Origin of the sequence: Pseudomonas sp. 6D_7.1_Bac1 (genome assembly GCF_025465945.1) — a bacterium.
Taxonomy (GTDB): Bacteria; Pseudomonadota; Gammaproteobacteria; order Pseudomonadales; family Pseudomonadaceae; genus Aquipseudomonas.
Genome location: NZ_JANLNW010000023.1, coordinates 98,074 through 115,039 on the forward strand (window position 1 = coordinate 98,074; position 16,966 = coordinate 115,039).

Genomic DNA, 16,966 nt, shown 5'->3' on the forward strand with positions numbered 1-16,966 from the left:
CACGAAAAAGCCCTGATCGAATGATCAGGGCTTTTTTTATGGGGCCGCGCAAACCACTGTGGCAAGGGGGCTTGCCCCCTCACCACAAGAATCCGCGCAGGCCCGAGGTTCGTGCTACAGATCCATTCCCAGTTCATGCCTGACCAGCGCCAACAGCGCGTGGTTGTCGAACGGCTTGAGCAAAAAATCCACCACACTCAAATGCATGGCATCGATAACGTCACGGGCTTGGGCATCACCGGAAACGATGATGATTGGCAATGCCGCCCGCTCCGACTCCCGAACCTTGCTGACCAACTCCAGGCCGTCAAGCCGCTGCATCCGCAAATCAGTGATCATCAAACCAATCGACTTGTTCGAGTCCAGCAGCTTGAGTGCGCTTTCGCCGCTGTCTGCCGTCATGCTGCGAATGCCATCAAGGGCGAGAATCTTCGAAAGCAGCTCCCGCGCTTCCTTGTCATCATCGACGATCAGCACACGCTGCGCTGGCAGATCCGGTTCGAGCATGACCGCACTCAGCGCTTCACGCTCGGCGTCGCTCAAAATATCGTGGTCGGGCATAAGTCTCTCTACACGCGTTCAGATCAATCCCCTAGCACCATAGTCGGAAATCGCTAAGCAGAGCTTAAATGTGCGCTTCGTCGGATAGTTTTCCAAGGGCCTAGGCAGAGGTTTAGCACACTTACTACGTAGGATATTTCCCAAACCTCGACTTGAGCACGACTACCTAGACTTACGTCCAATGGGCACTCTGCACTCAGGAGCCGACCATGGCAGACACTCCGACAACAACAAATCGAAAAAGACTGCGGTCATGGTTATGAGTAAAGCGGATGCTTTCACCCAGGCAGGGAAAACCGCGGTGTTGCAAAACATCCAGGGCACCCTGCAGTTCCTTCAGCGTTTCCCGCCGTTCAATCAGATGGAACACGCGCACCTGGCCTACCTGGTCGAACAATGCCAACTGCGCTTCTACGGCCCCGGCGACAGCATCATCAAGCCCGCGGACGGACCGGTTGAGCACTTTTACATCGTCAAGCAAGGCCGAGTGGTCGGCGAGCGTCCGCACACCGCCAAGGGCGGTACCGAAACCACCTTCGAAATCACCACCGGCGAGTGCTTCCCCCTCGCTGCACTGCTGGGCGAGCGTGCGACCCGCACCGAACACCTGGCCGCCGAAGACACCTTTTGCCTGCAGCTGAACAAGCTGGCCTTCATCAAGCTGTTCGCCCTTTCCAACACGTTTCGCGACTTTGCCCTGCGTGGCGTCAGCAGCCTGCTCGATCAGGTCAATCAGCAAGTCCAGCAAAATGCCGCGCAAACACTCGGCACCCAGTACTCGCTCAATACCCGCCTCGGTGAATTGGCCATGCGCCATCCCGTGACCTGCAGTCCGGCAACCCCGCTGCGCGAAGCCGTGACCCTGATGCACGAGCAACAGGTCGGCAGCATCGTGGTGGTCGATGAGCAGAAAGCCCCGCTGGGGATCTTTACCTTGCGCGACTTGCGTCAGGTGGTCGCCGACGGTAACAGCGACTTCAACCAGTCCATCGAGCGGCACATGATCCAGGCGCCGTTTTTCCTGACGCCGGACCACAGCGCGTTCGATGCAGCCATCGCCATGACCGAACGGCACATCGCCCACGTCTGCCTGGTGAAGGATCAACGGCTGTGCGGCGTGGTCTCTGAACGCGACCTGTTTTCCCTGCAACGCGTCGATCTGGTGCACTTGGCACGTACTATCCGCAATGCGCCACGGGTAGAAAACCTGGTGGCAATGCGCGGTGAAATCGGCCAACTGGTCGAACGCATGCTTGCCCATGGTGCGTCCTCGACGCAAATCACCCACATCATTACCTTGCTCAACGATCACACCGTTTGCCGGGTCATTGAACTGACCCTGGCCGACAAGGGCGATCCCGGCATACCGTTCAGCTGGTTGTGTTTCGGCAGCGAAGGCCGCCGCGAGCAGACGCTGCACACCGACCAGGACAACGGCATTCTCTTCCAAGCGCGTGATGCGGCGCACGCAGCCGAGATTCGCAGCAAGTTACTGCCGATCGCCCAGCAGATTAACCAGAGCCTGGCGCTCTGCGGCTTTACGTTGTGCAAGGGCAACATAATGGCCGGCAACCCGGAGCTGTGTTTGTCCCGTGCCGAATGGGCGCGTCGTTTTGCCGCGTTTATTCGCGAAGCAACGCCGCAAAATCTGCTGGGATCGAGCATCTACTTCGACCTGCGGGTGGTCTGGGGCGATGAACAAGGCTGTGAGCAATTGCGCCGCGCGATTCTCGATCAGGTGGCGGACAATCGGCTGTTTCAGCGCATGCTGGCCGACAATGCCCTGCGCCAACGTCCGCCCGTTGGGCGCTTGCGCGAGTTCGTGCTGGCGAAAAAGAACGGTGAGAAAGCCACCCTCGACCTGAAAGTCCAGGGGCTGGCACCCTTTGTCGACGGCGCCCGGCTATTGGCGCTGGCCAATGGAATCGGGGCCAACAATACCCTGGAGCGCTTTCGCCAACTGGTGGCCAAAAAGGTCATTGAACCGCTGGACGGTGCAGCCTATGAAGAGGCCTATCACTTCATTCAGCAAACTCGCATGCAGCAACATCAGCGACAGACCCGCGAGAACTTGCCCTACTCCAACCGGGTCGATCCGGACAGCCTGAATCAACTGGACCGGCGAATCCTGCGTGAATCCCTGCGCCAGGCCCAACGCCTGCAAAGCAGCCTGACCCTGCGGTATCAGCTATGAAGCTGTTTTCCTGGTTGCGCCCCACAGGTCCGACGTTAACGGCCGAGCAACAACAGCGCCTGGAGCAACTGCCGACGAGTGCCCCGACGCTGCGCGAATGCAGCCTGCGTGAACAGCGCTGGGTGGTGGTCGATCTGGAAACCACCGGGCTGAACCTGAACAAGGACGTGGTGCTGTCGATTGGTGCCGTGGTGATCGAAGACGGCGCGATCGACTTCAGTCAGCAGTTCGAGCGGACCTTGCAGCGCAGCGACCGTAAACTTGCGCCGAGCGTGTTGCTTCACGGCCTCGCCCCGAGTGCGATTGCTGCTGGCTGTGATCCCCGGGAGGCGTTGCTGGATTTCATGGCGTTCGTCGGTGACAGTCCGTTGCTGGCGTTTCATGCGCCGTTCGACCAGCACATGCTCGGTCGCGCCCTGAAGGAAAGCCTGGGTTATCGCTTGCACCATCCGTTCTTCGACGTTGCCGACATGGCGCCGTTGCTTTGTCCACAGGCGAACATCCGCGAAGCCGGGCTGGACGACTGGATCGACTGGTTCAAGTTGCAGGTCTTCGAGCGCCACAACGCCAGTGCCGACGCCATGGCCACCGCCGAGTTGGCATTGATCCTGTTCAACCGTGCGCGGGCACAGCAGATTCACAGCCCGTTGAATCTGCAACAGCGGTTGAGCCAGTGGAAACGCCGGCAACAGAGCCATTCCTTTTAAGAGCGCTGCAAACCCCTCGCCAGCCGTGCCACAACTTACTAGGCTAGTCTGTGCCCCTGCTCCTTGAATACCGCTGAGGAATGTCCATGTCCGCCCCCAACATGATCCTGTTCCACAACCCTGCCTCGCCTTACGTGCGCAAAGTGATGGTGCTACTGCATGAAACCGGTCAACTGGACCGCGTGGCACTGCAACACAGCCAACTGACCCCGATCAGCCCCGACGCCGCGTTGAACCAGGACAACCCACTGGGCAAGATCCCGGCGCTGCGCCTGGCCGACGGCAATGTGTTGTACGACAGCCGGGTGATCCTCGATTACCTCGATCAGCAGCACGTCGGCAACCCGCTGATCCCTCGCGAAGGCTCGGCACGCTGGCGGCGCCTGACCCTGGCCGCGCTGGCCGACGGGATCATGGACGCCTCGGTGATGATCCGTTACGAACTCGCCCTGCGCGCCCCGGAGAAACACTGGGATCAGTGGCTCGACGCCCAGCGCGACAAGATCCGCCGTTCCTTGGCGGTGCTGGAAGCCGACGCCATCGCTGAGCTGAGCAGCCATTTCGACGTCGCGGCCATCAGCGTTGCCTGCGCCCTGGGTTATCTGGATTTCCGTCACCCGGACCTGGAATGGCGCAAGACCAACCCGCAACTCAGCGCCTGGTTTACCGAGGTAAGCCTGCGACCGTCGATGCGCGAGACTCAGCCGCCGGTATGAATCCGTGGTGAAATCAGCAGTCGGGCTTATCCGCGACAAAGCGTCTGGCCGGGTTCACCGCCGCGCCAAATTCACGTAATGCCTTGGCACCGATCAGCAGCGGGTAATTGAAACTGCTGCGGTCGGTCAGGTTGACCTCGACCGTGCGCTTGATGCTGCCCAGGCACAGTTCCAGATCAATCACCGGACGCTTGGCAACGTCGGCCACGTTCTTCTCATCGTCTTCGTCGGCGCGGCTTTTGATTTTGCTGATCCGCGAGACTTTGTGCTCGAAGACCTTGTTGCTTGCATCCTTGGTACCCAGACGGAAGCGCACCCAGTCTTCGCCATCGCGGGTGAAGGTTTCGATATCCTTGGCCGACAGCGACGCGGTCAGCGCACCGGTGTCCATCTTGGCCTTGAGGACCTGACCACCGATCTCCGGCAGCTTGATGTATTCGTAACGGCCATACAGGGTCGGCTCGGCAGCCATGACCGGCAGGGCCAGAAGGGATAACAAGGCGAGGACGGATTTCACGTAATGGATTTCCTTGAGAAAAAAGGCGTTGATGCCGAATTCTAGACCGTGAAAAGCACAGTAAGTTGGAACACTGCCTCTGTGGCGAGGGAGCTTGCTCCCGTTCGACTGCGCAGCAGTCGTAAAACCGGTTAATGCGATCTACCTGAGAAATCTCGGTGCATGGTTTTGGGGCCGCTTCGCAGCCCAACGGGAGCAAGCTCCCTCGCCACAAGTGACCTCAATACGCCGGAAGAATAACGCTGCAAAGGTGAAACATTCGTCGTCACCGATTTGGCCTACGGGCCGAAGCTGCTTATCATTGCGCGCCCAAATGCTTCCAAGAGTTATTTATGCGCCGCCTGCTCACCGGCTGTTTTGTCACCTTGCTGCTGTTACTCAACACCCTGGTCCTGTTCGGGCCACTGATGGTGTTTGCCCTGCTCAAACTGCTCTTGCCCGGACGTTTTCGTGATTACGCCAGCACGGCGGTAATGTGGATCGCCGAGACCTGGGCCGAGATCGACAAGCTGATTTTCGCCCTGTGCATCCCCACACAATGGGATATTCGCGGCGGCGAAGGCCTGCGGGTCGACACTTCTTATCTGGTGATCAGCAATCATCTGTCCTGGGTCGATATCCCGGCGCTGATCCAGACCCTCAACCGGCGCACGCCGTTCTTCAAGTTCTTCCTGAAGAAAGAGCTGATCTGGGTGCCGTTTCTGGGCCTGGCCTGGTGGGCACTGGATTACCCGTTCATGAAGCGCTACAGCAAAGCCTTTCTGGCCCGGCACCCGGAGTTGCAAGGCAAGGATCTGGACATCACCAAAGCCGCCTGCGAGCTGTTCAAGCGCCAACCGGTGAGCGTGGTCAATTACCTGGAAGGCACTCGCTTCACTCCCGCCAAACGCACCGAACAGCAATCGCCCTTCAAGCATTTGCTCAAGCCCAAGGCGGGCGGCGTGGCGTTTGTCCTGGCAGCGCTGGGTGAACAGCTGGATGCGGTGCTCGATGTGAGCGTGGTTTATCCACAGGCGAAGATTCCGGGTTTCTGGGCGTTGATCAGCGGCGCGGTGCCGCGGGTGATCATCGACATCAAGACCCGTGAGCTGGATCCGACATTGTGGCAGGGCGATTACGAAAACGATCCGGCGTTTCGCCAGAGCGTCCAGAACTGGGTCAACCAGCTCTGGACCGAGAAGGACTCACGCATCGACGCCTTGCGCGCCGAGCGGGCTGAATCAGCCGCCGGCACCCCAGATTCCGCCGAGGCTATTGAGTAGCGAACCGCCAACCCCCTGCTGACCGAGGTATTGCAGCAGGATCGGGGCAAACTGGCCGACCATGCCGCTGTCCATGCCAAGCGCGGTGAAGGCGTTGTTCAGGTCACTGGTGTTCTTGACATTGCCCAGAGCGCTGTTCAGGCCTGCCGCCTGGCCAGGCGAACTGCCGAGCAGGCCGCTCAAGCCACCCAGGCTGCCCAATGCATTGCTGCCCGATAGCTGATCCAGACCCGGCACGCTCTTGCTCAACTGCGAATAATCGGCCGAGCCCAGCTGATTCTTTGCCAACCCCAACATGGCGCCGGTGCCGCCAATCGCCTGCTCCGGGGTCACGTTCAGCGAACTCAGCGCACTCAAAAGACCTGCTGCTTGCGGGGTCGGCGCTGCGGCAGCCGCCTGATCGCCGCCCTGCATGCTGGACACGGCACCGGCTACATCGTTCAGGCTGAAGCCTGCGGCGAAGACCGGGCTGGTCGCCAGAGTCATGAGCGAAGCCAAAGCAAAACCGCGTGAAATTTTCATCGAGACGAACTCCTGAACCCTGAAAGCCACCCGAAATCAGGTGGTGGAAACCAGCCGTTGGACTGGTCGTGACACCAATTGTTCCCGGTCATTGTGCACCGCACCGGGCCGCCTGAAATCTAGTCCAGAAATATTTTTCCTGCGCTGCATCCACTGTTTGCCCGGCTGCGTATATCAAGCACGGACAGACATTCCTGGCCGATTCCTCACCAAGGACAATCACCATGAAGCGCACTTCGATTAAAGCCCCGTTGATCGCCAGCCTGCTGAGCCTGGCCGTGACCTGCGGTTTGGCCCTCAATACCGTGCAAGCGGCCGACATGAGCCACGACACTGTGATGGTCGGCGGACAAGCCATGATGCCGAGCAAGGACATCATCGATAACGCCGTGAACTCGGCGGATCACACCACCCTGGTCGCCGCCGTGAAAGCCGCTGGCCTGGTCGATACCCTCAAAGGTAAAGGCCCGTTCACCGTGTTCGCACCGGTCAACTCGGCGTTCGCCGCCTTGCCCGCCGGCACCGTCGATAGCCTGCTCAAACCCGCCAACAAGGCTACGCTGACCCACATCCTCACCTACCATGTGGTCGCCGGCAAACTCGACATGGCGACGCTGGCCCAGCAGATCAAGGCCGGCGGCGGTAAAGCCGAACTCACCACCGTCAGCGGCGGCAAGCTGTGGGTGACGATGAACGGCCCGCACAACATCACCCTCAAGGACGAAAAAGGCGCCACTGCCGATATCACTACCTACGACGTGTACCAATCCAACGGCGTGATTCAGGTCATCGACAAAGTGCTGATGCCTAAAAGCTAAGCACTGACGCCGGCCCTGCGCATCGGGGCCGGCGTTACCTTGAGGCCTGTCGCCGTGAATGGAACAACTGCGCACTGTGAACTAACCTCTGGCTGCAACCGACAGCGCATGCCAACCGAGATTGCCTGGAGAACGGTCATTTCCACCGCCGACGCCGATCCGCTCAGACAGCTACTCGCCCAATGTTCACTGGGTGACCGCCGTGCTTTCGAGACGCTCTACCGCAGCGTTGCACCGCGACTGCATGGCGTGGCGCTGCGCTTCATGGGGCGCAGCGACCTGGCCGAAGAAGTACTGCAGGAAAGCTTCGTGCGCATCTGGAACAACGCCTCGCGCTACCAGGCGCATTTGTCGGCACCGATGACCTGGATGATCAATATCACCCGCAACCAGGCCATCGACCAATTGCGCAAACACCGCGACCGGCGCCTCAGCGAACTGGAAGAACAGTCGCTGGTCGACGAAGCGCCCTCGGCCCATGAGTTACTCAGCAGCGACCGTGAAGCCAGCGCGCTGAAGCGCTGCCTGGAGACCCTTGAGGGCATGCAGCGCCAATCGATTACCGTGGCCTACTTTCAGGGCTTGTCCTGTTCTGAACTGGCCGAACATCTGGCTGCGCCCCTGGGCTCGGTCAAGTCCTGGATCCGCCGCGGTATGGAGCGCCTGCGCAGGTGCCTTGAATCATGAACTATCAAAACAGACGCCTGCGCCGTGCCCTCGCCGCCGACTACGCCATTGGCCTGATGCCCGCCGCCGCACGCCGTCGCTTCGAACAGCTGCTGCTGGACGACGCCGAACTGCGCCTTGAGCTGGCCAAGTGGCAGGAAAGCCTGACCCGTCTCAACGAACCATTGGTCGAAGTGCCCGTACCCGATCGGGTGTGGACGGCCATCAATGCCCGCATCGAGCCGCAAGAACTGCATGTGCCGGCCAAACGCCCCTTCTGGAACTGGCTGCGCGTAACGGTGGCGGTCTGCTCGCTGCTGGTGGCGATGACGCTGGGCATTCTCTACAACCGCGACACTGCCCAGTACAGCGCAACATTGCTCAGCGCCAGCGCGCAGCCTGCGTTGCGGATCAAGGCGCATGACGACTACCTGCAAATCGAGCCGTTGACCCTGGCCGCTGTCGACCCCGGACACAGCCTCGAATTGTGGGCGATTCCAGCAGATGGCAAACCGATTTCCCTGGGCGTGATCCCGGCCGGCGGTAAAGGTCGGGTTGAGCTAAGCGATGAACAACAGGTGCTGCTGGGTAAACCGATAGCGCTGGCGGTCAGCCTTGAACCCGAAGGCGGTTCGCCGACCGGACAACCGACCGGGCCGGTGTTGTATCAGGGGGCGTTGGCGGGGCTCTAAATCAACACACAAAACCCGGTGGGAGCGAGCCTGCTCGCGATGACAGCCTTACATTCAAAGTTGATGTTGGCTGTTAGGAAGCCATCGCGAGCAGGCTCGCTCCCACATGGGCTGTGTTCAGTTGAAAGGCCCCACCAAGCTGCAGGACGACCAAGTTTAGTCCGACACCACTTTGGGAAAGTACTTGCCAAGCCGAACCTTGCCGCTCAAGAGAATGGCGCTTATAGTCCGCCCGTCGCCCACATGGCGATTCGGGTTTGGCGACCCGGAGGATGTGATGCAAAAGCTCTGTGCTTGCTTGCAGACGTTTTTGCACCCGCAAGGCTGCGTTATGGCAGCTGTGCGCGGGAGACCTTCGGGTCTGCCGGTATCCATCCCCGGTTCGCCAACCTGCGTACAGCTGTCACCCGTTCGTTTGGCGACGATCGAGTGGTAGCCCTCTTCAATCTGGATGGAGTTTTACCTATGAACCGCTACATGCCCATCACCGGCGTCGACTGCAATCGCGCATCCCTGCTCATCGACACCGAAGCCCCGCTGGACGTGCTCCACGAAACTGCCGCCTACCGCATCCGTACCGTCACCCAGTTGCTGGAGAACATCGCCTTTCGCGATGAGATCAGCAGCGATGCCGTGGTGCTCCACGACTTCGCCCAACTGCTGGCCATTCCGCTGCGCGACGGCTGCGACCTGCTCGACGTGATCGGCCGCCGCTTGCGCGCCAACCCCACCCCCTAAACCCACCGCCCTACCCTGATCATTCCCACGCTCCCGCGTGGGAATGCCGCCTGTGACGCTCTGCGTCACATCCCGCCGCCGACGGGCTGGCGTAACCTGCAATCTTTTCATGGCCATAAAACACTCCAATGAATCCGTCGTCTTTCAGGCTTTATTCCCCTCCATCCGCTCAAATGAAACACTCATTTCTAATTCGTATAAACAACTGTCAGATCTGACAGTTGGCGCCCGCCCGTGATGCGCTCACGATGTTTTTCGTAACATCGGGAACGGGGAGTGAGCAGGCAAACAAATGCTCACACCCCATCGGTTATTGAGCACGTGGGAAGTATGAAAATGGCAGATAGACAGGACGGTACGGTCAAGTGGTTCAACGATGAAAAGGGCTTTGGGTTCATCACACCGAATGGTGGAGGTGACGACCTTTTCGTGCACTTCAAATCGATAGAAGGTGATGGTTTCAAATCTCTGAAAGAGGGCCAGAAAGTGTCCTTCGAATCAGAGAAAGGACAAAAGGGGATGCAGGCAGCAAAGGTACGACCCGAATGAAACGGCACCCTCCGGGTTCCTGAATGTTCGACAAGGCCTGCGCTGCCTGATAGTGAGCGTGGGCCATTTTTATGGGAGATGGGCGATGAAGAAGCAACCGATAGAGCGCAATGACTCGTCCAAAGGCTGCATCGGCATGATTTCTGCCCACGTGGATGGCCGGGAAATTTTTTTTCGGATCAACTCAGTCGAAGACGGCGGACCGGTAATAAAAGTCGGGCAAACGGTAACTTATGACCTCGAAGAAAAGGACGGCCAGTACTTCGCGGTCAACATTGAAGTGGTCGATGATCCAGAACAATGGCATTAGCGGCTATTCCCCATCATGAATGATGATAATCCGCCGCAATAAAAAGCGACCTTGACAGAGCGCTACCTACACACCTGAAAAGATCGCTTTTTTATATCAACTCAATAACTTACGCCGCACTAAACAACTTATGCGGATCAATCACAAACTTCTTCGGTACACCGGCATCGAATTCGCCGTAACCACGTGGTGCATCATCGAGGCTGATGACCTCAACACCCACGATGTCGGCAATCTTGATGCGGTCCCACATGATCGCCTGCATCAGTTGGCGGTTGTACTTCATCACCGGGGTCTGGCCGGTGTGGAAGCTGTGGGATTTGGCCCAGCCCAGACCGAAGCGGATGCTCAGGCTGCCCATTTTCGCGGCGGCATCGACTGCGCCCGGATCTTCGGTGACGTACAGGCCAGGGATACCGATTTTGCCAGCAACGCGAACCACGCCCATCAGCGAGTTGAGCACGGTGGCCGGTGCTTCGTGTTTCACCCCGTCATGGCCGTGACCACGGGCTTCAAAGCCCACGGCGTCGACGGCACAGTCGACTTCCGGCTCACCCAACAGTGCAGCGATCTGTTCGTGCAGTGGGGTGTCTGTCGACAGGTCGGCGATTTCGAAACCCTGGGCCTTGGCGTGAGCCAGACGGATCGGGTTGACGTCGCCGATGATCACCACCGCCGCGCCCAACAGGCGAGCGGAAGCGGCAGCCGCCAGACCGACCGGACCTGCGCCGGCGATGTAAACGGTACTGCCTGGGCCAACACCCGCCGTGACAGCGCCGTGGTAACCGGTCGGCAGAATGTCCGAGAGGCAGGTCAGGTCACGGATTTTTTCCATGGCCCGGTCGCGATCCGGCAGTTTCAGCAGGTTGAAGTCGGCATACGGCACCATCGCGTATTCGGCCTGGCCGCCGGTCCAGTCACCCATGTCGACATAACCATAGGCACCACCCGGACGGGCCGGGTTAACGCTCAGGCAGACACCGGTGTGCATCTCTTTGCAGGAACGGCAGCGCCCGCAAGCAACGTTGAACGGCACGGATACCAGGTCGCCGATTTTCAGGTTCTCGACATCGCTGCCCTTCTCGATCACTTCACCGGTGATCTCGTGCCCCAGCACCAGACCGGTCTGGGCGGTGGTACGGCCGCGCACCATGTGCTGGTCGGAACCACAGATGTTGGTGGAAACCACACGCAGGATGACACCGTGTTCGATCTTCCTGCCGCGTGGGTCCTGCATTTTGGGATAGTCGATTTTCTGTACTTCGACCTTGCCGTTGCCGAGATACACCACACCACGATTACCAGACATGCTTTCACCTCGCTGTTGTTTTTATGTAGCGGTCGCGTCGCCCTGGATCGGCGGCGCGTTGATTGCTCGGGTTATTGCTTGTGTCTTGTGTTGTTTGTAAGGGCCTCATCGCGAGCAGGCTCGCTCCCACATTGGATCTTTGGTGTGACTGAGATCTGTGTGCTGACACAAATCCCTGTGGGAGCGAGCCTGCTCGCGATGACGATTTAAAGAACGACGGTGCGATTGGCGTTAAGGAACACTCGTCGTTCAATGTGATAACCCACCGCTCGGGCCAACGTCAGCCCTTCGATATCCCGACCTTTGGCAATCAGGTCTTCGGGGTAATGGCTGTGATCCACCGCTTCCACGCCTTGGGCGATGATCGGGCCTTCATCAAGGTCGTTGTTGATGTAATGCGCCGTAGCGCCCACCAGTTTCACGCCTTTGTTGTAGGCCTGGTGATACGGCTTGGCGCCTTTGAAACCGGGCAGCAACGAGTGATGGATATTGATCGCTTTGCCATCGAGCTTGCGGCACAGCTCCGGCGACAGCACTTGCATATAGCGCGCAAGCACCACCAGTTCAGCCCCGGACTCTTCGATCACCTGCCAGACCTGCCGCTCTTGCGCGGGCTTGTCGTTAGGGTCGAGCGGGAAGTGGTAATAGGGAATCCCATGCCAGTCGGCCAGCGGTTTGAGGTCCGGGTGGTTGGACACCACGGCAACCACGTCCATCGACAATTGGCCAATGCGTTGGCGATAGAGCAAGTCGTTGAGGCAGTGATCGGCCTTGGAGACCATGATCACCACTTTTGGCCGGTGGTGCGGCGGCGTCAGTTCGAAAATCATGCCGAACGCGTCGGTCCGTTCGGCCAGACCTGCGCGGAACGCCTGTTCGTCGAAGGCGTCGGGCTGACGGAACTCCACCCGAATGAAGAAGCGGCCGGAAAGCCGATCATCGAAAGAGTGGTGCTCGGTGACGTAGCAACCCTGTTCGAACAGAAAACGGGTCACCGCATCCACCGTGCCCAAGACGCTCGGGCAATCGGCGGTCAAAATCCATGTGTCTGGGGCGCGGCTCATAGTGCGGTGACTCCTGTTCGTGAGTGACGCAGCTCTCGTAGCAGTTGCCGAAGGCTACGTCCGGCGGCGAAGCCGTCGTAAAGCCTGAATCCCCGATTCCGAATCAAAACCGGGGTGCCCGAATTGCGACGGCTGCGCCGCCGAACGCAGCCTTCGGCAGCTGCTACAGGACATGTGCAAGCCTCAAAAAATCAAGCCTGAACGCTAAGGCCGTATTCCGCCGCCGCATCCTGCAACCACAACCACCAGTAATCCGAGAAGCTGCGGCGGATCAGCAGTTCCCAAGTGTCTTCAGCGGTATGACGGATCACCAGTTGCGACTTGGCGAACACCGTGCCGACCGCTTTGCCCACCGGGAAATTGTTGGGATGTACGTCGTAGCTGGTGGACTTCATCAGCACTTCGCGGACTTTCGGGCCGCTCAGTTCAAGAATCTGCTGGCCACCGCTGACGTTGACGATGGAGATATGCAGATCACCCAAGGCCTCACGCAGTTTTTTCTCGGCAGCGAATTCTTCACCGCTCGGCACGATCAGCAGCCACTCGTCCGGGCCCATCCATTGCAAGCTGGTTTCGCCTTTGGCGACCACGGTCAGCGCTACTGGCAGTTCCAGGCCCAGGGCCTTGTGCACGCCAGCGGCGAATGCCGGGTTGTGGGCATCGCCACGAATGGTCAGGTGGCCCAGGAGTTTTTTCTCACGCACGGTAACACCGGCGTTTTTACGGCCCTTGCCCACCAGGCTGGCGAGGTCGGCGTGATGCAGCGACGACTCGGCCTTTGCCCCAGTGGTTGGGCGCTGTTGGTAAACGTTGGCTGTGGTCATAAAGCACCTGTCTTGAATTCTGTTGGTTCCGGCCCTTGTAGTGACTGTTCTGCCGTCTTCGCGAGCAAGCTCGCTCCCACAAGGGTCACGCGATCTCCTGTGGGAGCGAGCTTGCTCGCGATGCAGTCAACGCGGTTCAGCTGCCACCCCACAGGACCCGAGGCCATCAAATGTTCTGGCGATCGCCTTTCGGATCGAAGAACACCGAAGAAACGATTTCCGCTTCGATCACGCTGCCGTCGGCCAGCGGCGCAAACACGCGCTCGCCGAGGCGCTTCAAGCCGCCTTTGACCACACCCATGGCAAACGAATAGCCGAGGGAGTTGTGGGCGTAACTGGAGGTCACGTGACCGACCATGCTCATCGGGATCGCTTGCTTGGTGTTGAACACCAGTTGCGCGCCTTCCGGCAGCCATTTGGTCGGGTCGATCGGCTTGAGGCCGACCAACTGTTTGCGTTGATCACGCACGCAGTCTTCGCGATTCATGCCACGCCAGCCGATCCACGAGAACGGTTTGGTGCGACCCACGCACCAGCCCATGTTCAGGTCGTCCGGGGTCATCGAGCTGTCAGTGTCCTGGCCGACGATGATGAAACCCTTCTCGGCCCGCAGGACGTGCATGGTTTCAGTGCCGTACGGCGTCAGGTTGTACTTCTTGCCAGCCTCGACGATTTTTTCCAGTACGCCCATGGCGTAGTCGGCCTGTACGTTGACTTCGTACGACAGCTCACCGGTAAACGAGATCCGGAACACCCGCGCCGGCACACCACCCACCAGGCCTTCTTTCCAGGTCATGAACGGGAAGCCGTCCTTGTCCAGGTCGATATCGGTCACTTCGCTGAGCAGCTTGCGGCTGTTCGGCCCCGACAGAGTCATGGTTGCCCAGTGGTCGGTAACCGAGGTGAAGTACACCTTCAGGTCTGGCCATTCGGTCTGGTGATAGATTTCCAGCCATTGCAGCACGCGTGCAGCGCCGCCGGTGGTGGTGGTCATCACGAAGTGGTTGTCGGCCAGGCATGCAGTGACGCCGTCATCGAAAACCATGCCGTCTTCTTTGCACATCAGGCCGTAGCGCGCCTTGCCCACGTCGAGCTTGGTCCAGGCGTTGGTGTAGACGCGGTTGAGGAACTCACGCGCATCCGGGCCTTGAATGTCGATCTTGCCGAGGGTGGAGGCATCGAGCAGGCCGACGCTCTCGCGCACGGCCAGGCATTCGCGTTTCACCGCGGCATGCAGGTCTTCACCGTTTTTCGGGAAGTACCAAGGACGTTTCCACTGACCGACGTCTTCAAACTCGGCGCCGTTCTTCACGTGCCAGGCGTGCAACGCGGTGTAACGCACCGGCTCGAAGATATGCCCACAGTGACGACCGGCTACCGCGCCGAAGGTCACCGGCGTGTAGTTCGGGCGGAACATGGTGGTGCCCATCTGCGGGATGGTCACGTTCAGCGAACGGGCGGCAATGGCCAGACCGTTGACGTTGCCGAGCTTGCCCTGATCGGTGCCGAAGCCCAGCGCGGTGTAGCGTTTGACGTGCTCGACCGACTCGAAGCCTTCGCGGGTCGCCAGTTCGATGGCGGCAGCGGTGACGTCGTTTTGCAGGTCGACGAATTGCTTCGGCGCACGTGCGGTGTTCTTTTCGTGTGGCACCTGGAACAGCGCCAGAGTCGGCTCTTCCACACGGCTCAGGACTTTTGGCAGGACGCCTTCGACCGCTTTGAAGCCGGCTTCGCTGGCGGCGCGCACGCCGCCTTCAAAACCATCAGCAAGGGAATCACCGAGGCCATAGACACCGTTGATACCGCCGACACACACGCGCTTCTGCGGTGCTTCGCCCGGTACGAAACCGAGGATATCTTCACGCCAGATCGGTTTGCCGCCCAAGTGCGACGCCAGGTGAACCACCGGGCTGTAGCCGCCGGAACTGGCAACCAGGTCGCATTCAAGCCATTCGCCAGGGCTGGTAACGGTGTGCGCTTTGACGTCGATGGCCGCAACACGAGCGGCGGTCACGCGCTTGCTGCCGCGTGCTTCGATCACCGCGCTGCCGGTCAGAATACGGATACCTTTGGCCCGTGCTTCTTCTACCAGTGCACCGCGAGGATTGCTCCGCGCATCAGCGACGGCCACCACTTGCAGGCCGGCGTCGAGCCAGTCCAATGCAACGCGGTAGGCGTGATCGTTGTTGGTCGACAGCACGAGTTTTTTGCCCGGTGCTACGCCATAACGACGCACATAGGTCGAAATCGCACCGGCCAGCATGTTGCCCGGCACGTCGTTGTTGCCGTAGACCAGCGGGCGCTCACATGCGCCGGTGGCCAGCACCACGCGCTTGGCGCGAACCCGGTGGATACGCTGACGAACCTGGCCAATCGGTGCGCGGTCGCCGAGGTGATCGGTGAGGCGTTCGTGAATGGTCAGGAAGTTGTGGTCGTGGTAACCGTTGACGGTCGCCCGTGGCAACAGCAGCACGTCCGGCAAGCCTTTGAGCTCAGCGATCACGCTGGCCACCCATTCGGTCGCCGGTTTGCCGTCGAGGCTTTCACGGGAGTCGAGCAGGCTACCGCCGAACTCTTCCTGCTCGTCGGCCAGAATCACTCGGGCACCGCTGCGCGCAGCCGCCAGGGCAGCCGCCAGACCGGCCGGGCCACCGCCGACGATCAGCACGTCGCAGTGCTGGTTCATGTAGTCGTAGGTGTCCGGATCGTTTTCGGTCGGCGAACGACCGAGACCTGCGGCCTTACGAATGTACTTCTCGTAGGTCATCCAGAACGATTGCGGGTACATGAAGGTTTTGTAGTAGAAACCCGGTGGCATCAGCTTGCCCCCGACCTTGCCGAGAATCCCCATCATGTCGTTGTTCACGCTCGGCCAGCCGTTGGTGCTGGTGGCGACGAGGCCCTGGTACAGCGCCTGTTGAGTGGCGCGCACGTTAGGAATTTGCGTGGCTTCGGTGGCACCGATCTGCAACACGGCGTTCGGCTCTTCGGCACCGGCGGCGAAGATCCCGCGAGGACGCGAATACTTGAAGCTGCGGCCGATGATGTCGACGCCGTTGGCCAGCAATGCAGCGGCCAGGGAGTCGCCTTCAAAGCCTTTGTAGATCTGGCCGTTGAAGCTGAAGCTCAGGACTTTGTTGCGGTCGATCCGTCCACCGTTGGACAGGCGATTGATCTGGCTCATACCTTCGCTCCCAGAGCCTGCGCGGCCGCTTTCGGACTTTCAGTCTTGTCGGTGAACTGTGGCTTGGTGCCGATCTTGTAGGTTTCGAGAATCTCGTAGGTCACGGTGTCACGGGTGACGTTGAAATACTGGCGGCAACCGGCGACGTGATCCCACAGTTCGTGGTGCAAGCCGCGAGGGTTATCGCGGAAGAACATGTAGTCGCCCCACTCCTCGTCGGTGCAGGTGTTCGGGTCCAGCGGGCGCGGGATATGCGCCTGGCCGGATGCGTGGAATTCCTCTTCGGAGCGCAGCTCGCCGCAGTGAGGACAGAAGATATGCAACATAGGGATT

General features: G+C 59.8%; 18 protein-coding genes. 10 read left to right on the forward strand and 8 right to left on the reverse strand.

Translation table 11 applies throughout. The annotated features are described in order from the left end of the window. Window positions 1–114: 114 nt before the first annotated feature. The gene (locus NTD87_RS07295) at window positions 115–561 is read right to left on the reverse strand and encodes a response regulator (protein WP_262112915.1); all 447 of its coding nucleotides are present in this window, start codon (window positions 559–561) and stop codon (window positions 115–117) included. A 253-nt stretch (window positions 562–814) separates the two neighbouring features. On the opposite strand from NTD87_RS07295, the gene NTD87_RS07300 reads away from it, so the two are divergent. The 3 genes from NTD87_RS07300 (at window position 815) to NTD87_RS07310 (ending at window position 4,178) form a co-directional block, all read left to right on the forward strand. Then, window positions 815–2,755: a putative nucleotidyltransferase substrate binding domain-containing protein gene (locus NTD87_RS07300; protein ID WP_262112917.1), complete on the forward strand. Its 1,941-nt coding sequence runs from the start codon at window positions 815–817 to the stop codon at window positions 2,753–2,755. Next, entirely contained in the window at window positions 2,752–3,462 is a 711-nt protein-coding gene (locus NTD87_RS07305) for a PolC-type DNA polymerase III (protein ID WP_262112919.1), read from the forward strand. Before NTD87_RS07300 ends, NTD87_RS07305 begins: the two co-directional genes overlap by 4 nt. Window positions 3,463–3,548: 86 nt before the next feature. Next, window positions 3,549–4,178, forward strand: coding sequence for a glutathione S-transferase (locus tag NTD87_RS07310; RefSeq protein ID WP_262112920.1), 630 nt, complete (start codon window positions 3,549–3,551; stop codon window positions 4,176–4,178). Window positions 4,179–4,191: 13 nt separating this feature from the next. Here NTD87_RS07310 and NTD87_RS07315 read toward each other — a convergent pair whose 3' ends face one another. Further along, window positions 4,192–4,695, reverse strand: a complete 504-nt coding sequence (locus tag NTD87_RS07315; RefSeq protein ID WP_262112921.1) for an ATP-dependent zinc protease — start codon at window positions 4,693–4,695, stop codon at window positions 4,192–4,194. A 332-nt stretch (window positions 4,696–5,027) separates the two neighbouring features. On the opposite strand from NTD87_RS07315, the gene NTD87_RS07320 reads away from it, so the two are divergent. Then, complete coding sequence (locus tag NTD87_RS07320) at window positions 5,028–5,957, forward strand: acyltransferase (RefSeq protein WP_262112922.1); 930 nt, start codon at window positions 5,028–5,030, stop codon at window positions 5,955–5,957. Here NTD87_RS07320 and NTD87_RS07325 read toward each other — a convergent pair. Continuing rightward, on the reverse strand, window positions 5,916–6,479 hold the full coding sequence (locus NTD87_RS07325; RefSeq protein WP_262112923.1) for a DUF2780 domain-containing protein: 564 nt from the start codon (window positions 6,477–6,479) through the stop codon (window positions 5,916–5,918). The genes NTD87_RS07320 and NTD87_RS07325 overlap by 42 nt on opposite strands. A gap of 224 nt (window positions 6,480–6,703) precedes the next feature. Between NTD87_RS07325 and NTD87_RS07330 the strand changes: the two genes are divergently transcribed. From NTD87_RS07330 to NTD87_RS07355, 6 genes are all read left to right on the forward strand, one after another. Continuing rightward, window positions 6,704–7,297, forward strand: coding sequence for a fasciclin domain-containing protein (locus NTD87_RS07330; protein ID WP_262112924.1), 594 nt, complete (start codon window positions 6,704–6,706; stop codon window positions 7,295–7,297). A gap of 54 nt (window positions 7,298–7,351) precedes the next feature. Further along, window positions 7,352–7,984 (forward strand): sigma-70 family RNA polymerase sigma factor, encoded by a 633-nt coding sequence (locus tag NTD87_RS07335; protein ID WP_410017475.1) that lies wholly within the window; start codon window positions 7,352–7,354, stop codon window positions 7,982–7,984. Then, window positions 7,981–8,655 carry an anti-sigma factor domain-containing protein gene (locus NTD87_RS07340; protein WP_262112926.1) on the forward strand — a complete coding sequence of 225 codons (675 nt, stop codon included), beginning with the start codon at window positions 7,981–7,983 and terminating at the stop codon, window positions 8,653–8,655. Before NTD87_RS07335 ends, NTD87_RS07340 begins: the two co-directional genes overlap by 4 nt. 465 nt (window positions 8,656–9,120) lie before the next feature. Next, window positions 9,121–9,393, forward strand: a complete 273-nt coding sequence (locus NTD87_RS07345) for a hypothetical protein (protein WP_123426524.1) — start codon at window positions 9,121–9,123, stop codon at window positions 9,391–9,393. Window positions 9,394–9,729: 336 nt separating this feature from the next. Then, the gene (locus tag NTD87_RS07350) at window positions 9,730–9,942 is read left to right on the forward strand and encodes a cold-shock protein (protein WP_123426563.1); all 213 of its coding nucleotides are present in this window, start codon (window positions 9,730–9,732) and stop codon (window positions 9,940–9,942) included. Between the two features lie 85 nt (window positions 9,943–10,027). Further along, the gene (locus tag NTD87_RS07355; RefSeq protein WP_123426523.1) at window positions 10,028–10,252 is read left to right on the forward strand and encodes a hypothetical protein; all 225 of its coding nucleotides are present in this window, start codon (window positions 10,028–10,030) and stop codon (window positions 10,250–10,252) included. Window positions 10,253–10,361: 109 nt separating this feature from the next. Here NTD87_RS07355 and fdhA read toward each other — a convergent pair whose 3' ends face one another. From fdhA to NTD87_RS07380, 5 genes are all read right to left on the reverse strand, one after another. After that, a complete protein-coding gene (gene fdhA, locus NTD87_RS07360; protein ID WP_262112927.1) occupies window positions 10,362–11,561 on the reverse strand; it encodes a formaldehyde dehydrogenase, glutathione-independent in 1,200 nt (399 codons plus the stop codon). A gap of 206 nt (window positions 11,562–11,767) precedes the next feature. Further along, window positions 11,768–12,625, reverse strand: coding sequence for a formyltetrahydrofolate deformylase (gene purU, locus NTD87_RS07365; RefSeq protein WP_262112929.1), 858 nt, complete (start codon window positions 12,623–12,625; stop codon window positions 11,768–11,770). Window positions 12,626–12,816: 191 nt separating this feature from the next. Further along, window positions 12,817–13,449, reverse strand: coding sequence for a sarcosine oxidase subunit gamma (locus tag NTD87_RS07370; protein ID WP_262112932.1), 633 nt, complete (start codon window positions 13,447–13,449; stop codon window positions 12,817–12,819). Window positions 13,450–13,615: 166 nt separating this feature from the next. After that, on the reverse strand, window positions 13,616–16,633 hold the full coding sequence (locus NTD87_RS07375; protein ID WP_262112934.1) for a sarcosine oxidase subunit alpha: 3,018 nt from the start codon (window positions 16,631–16,633) through the stop codon (window positions 13,616–13,618). Continuing rightward, window positions 16,630–16,959: a sarcosine oxidase subunit delta gene (locus tag NTD87_RS07380; RefSeq protein ID WP_123426519.1), complete on the reverse strand. Its 330-nt coding sequence runs from the start codon at window positions 16,957–16,959 to the stop codon at window positions 16,630–16,632. Before NTD87_RS07380 ends, NTD87_RS07375 begins: the two co-directional genes overlap by 4 nt. Between the last annotated feature and the right edge of the window lie 7 nt (window positions 16,960–16,966).

What these genes read in the sequence shown, in the direction of transcription:
- NTD87_RS07355 (WP_123426523.1), top strand. Translation starts at nt 10,028, where the DNA reads ATGAAGAAGCAACCGATAGAGCGCAATGACTCGTCCAAAGGCTGCATC.
- NTD87_RS07305 (WP_262112919.1), top strand. Translation starts at nt 2,752, where the DNA reads ATGAAGCTGTTTTCCTGGTTGCGCCCCACAGGTCCGACGTTAACGGCC.
- NTD87_RS07370 (WP_262112932.1), bottom strand. Translation starts at nt 13,449, where the DNA reads ATGACCACAGCCAACGTTTACCAACAGCGCCCAACCACTGGGGCAAAG.
- NTD87_RS07380 (WP_123426519.1), bottom strand. Translation starts at nt 16,959, where the DNA reads ATGTTGCATATCTTCTGTCCTCACTGCGGCGAGCTGCGCTCCGAAGAG.
- NTD87_RS07325 (WP_262112923.1), bottom strand. Translation starts at nt 6,479, where the DNA reads ATGAAAATTTCACGCGGTTTTGCTTTGGCTTCGCTCATGACTCTGGCG.
- NTD87_RS07350 (WP_123426563.1), top strand. Translation starts at nt 9,730, where the DNA reads ATGGCAGATAGACAGGACGGTACGGTCAAGTGGTTCAACGATGAAAAG.
- NTD87_RS07320 (WP_262112922.1), top strand. Translation starts at nt 5,028, where the DNA reads ATGCGCCGCCTGCTCACCGGCTGTTTTGTCACCTTGCTGCTGTTACTC.
- purU (WP_262112929.1), bottom strand. Translation starts at nt 12,625, where the DNA reads ATGAGCCGCGCCCCAGACACATGGATTTTGACCGCCGATTGCCCGAGC.
- NTD87_RS07295 (WP_262112915.1), bottom strand. Translation starts at nt 561, where the DNA reads ATGCCCGACCACGATATTTTGAGCGACGCCGAGCGTGAAGCGCTGAGT.
- NTD87_RS07330 (WP_262112924.1), top strand. Translation starts at nt 6,704, where the DNA reads ATGAAGCGCACTTCGATTAAAGCCCCGTTGATCGCCAGCCTGCTGAGC.
- NTD87_RS07300 (WP_262112917.1), top strand. Translation starts at nt 815, where the DNA reads ATGGTTATGAGTAAAGCGGATGCTTTCACCCAGGCAGGGAAAACCGCG.
- fdhA (WP_262112927.1), bottom strand. Translation starts at nt 11,561, where the DNA reads ATGTCTGGTAATCGTGGTGTGGTGTATCTCGGCAACGGCAAGGTCGAA.
- NTD87_RS07340 (WP_262112926.1), top strand. Translation starts at nt 7,981, where the DNA reads ATGAACTATCAAAACAGACGCCTGCGCCGTGCCCTCGCCGCCGACTAC.
- NTD87_RS07345 (WP_123426524.1), top strand. Translation starts at nt 9,121, where the DNA reads ATGAACCGCTACATGCCCATCACCGGCGTCGACTGCAATCGCGCATCC.
- NTD87_RS07375 (WP_262112934.1), bottom strand. Translation starts at nt 16,633, where the DNA reads ATGAGCCAGATCAATCGCCTGTCCAACGGTGGACGGATCGACCGCAAC.
- NTD87_RS07310 (WP_262112920.1), top strand. Translation starts at nt 3,549, where the DNA reads ATGTCCGCCCCCAACATGATCCTGTTCCACAACCCTGCCTCGCCTTAC.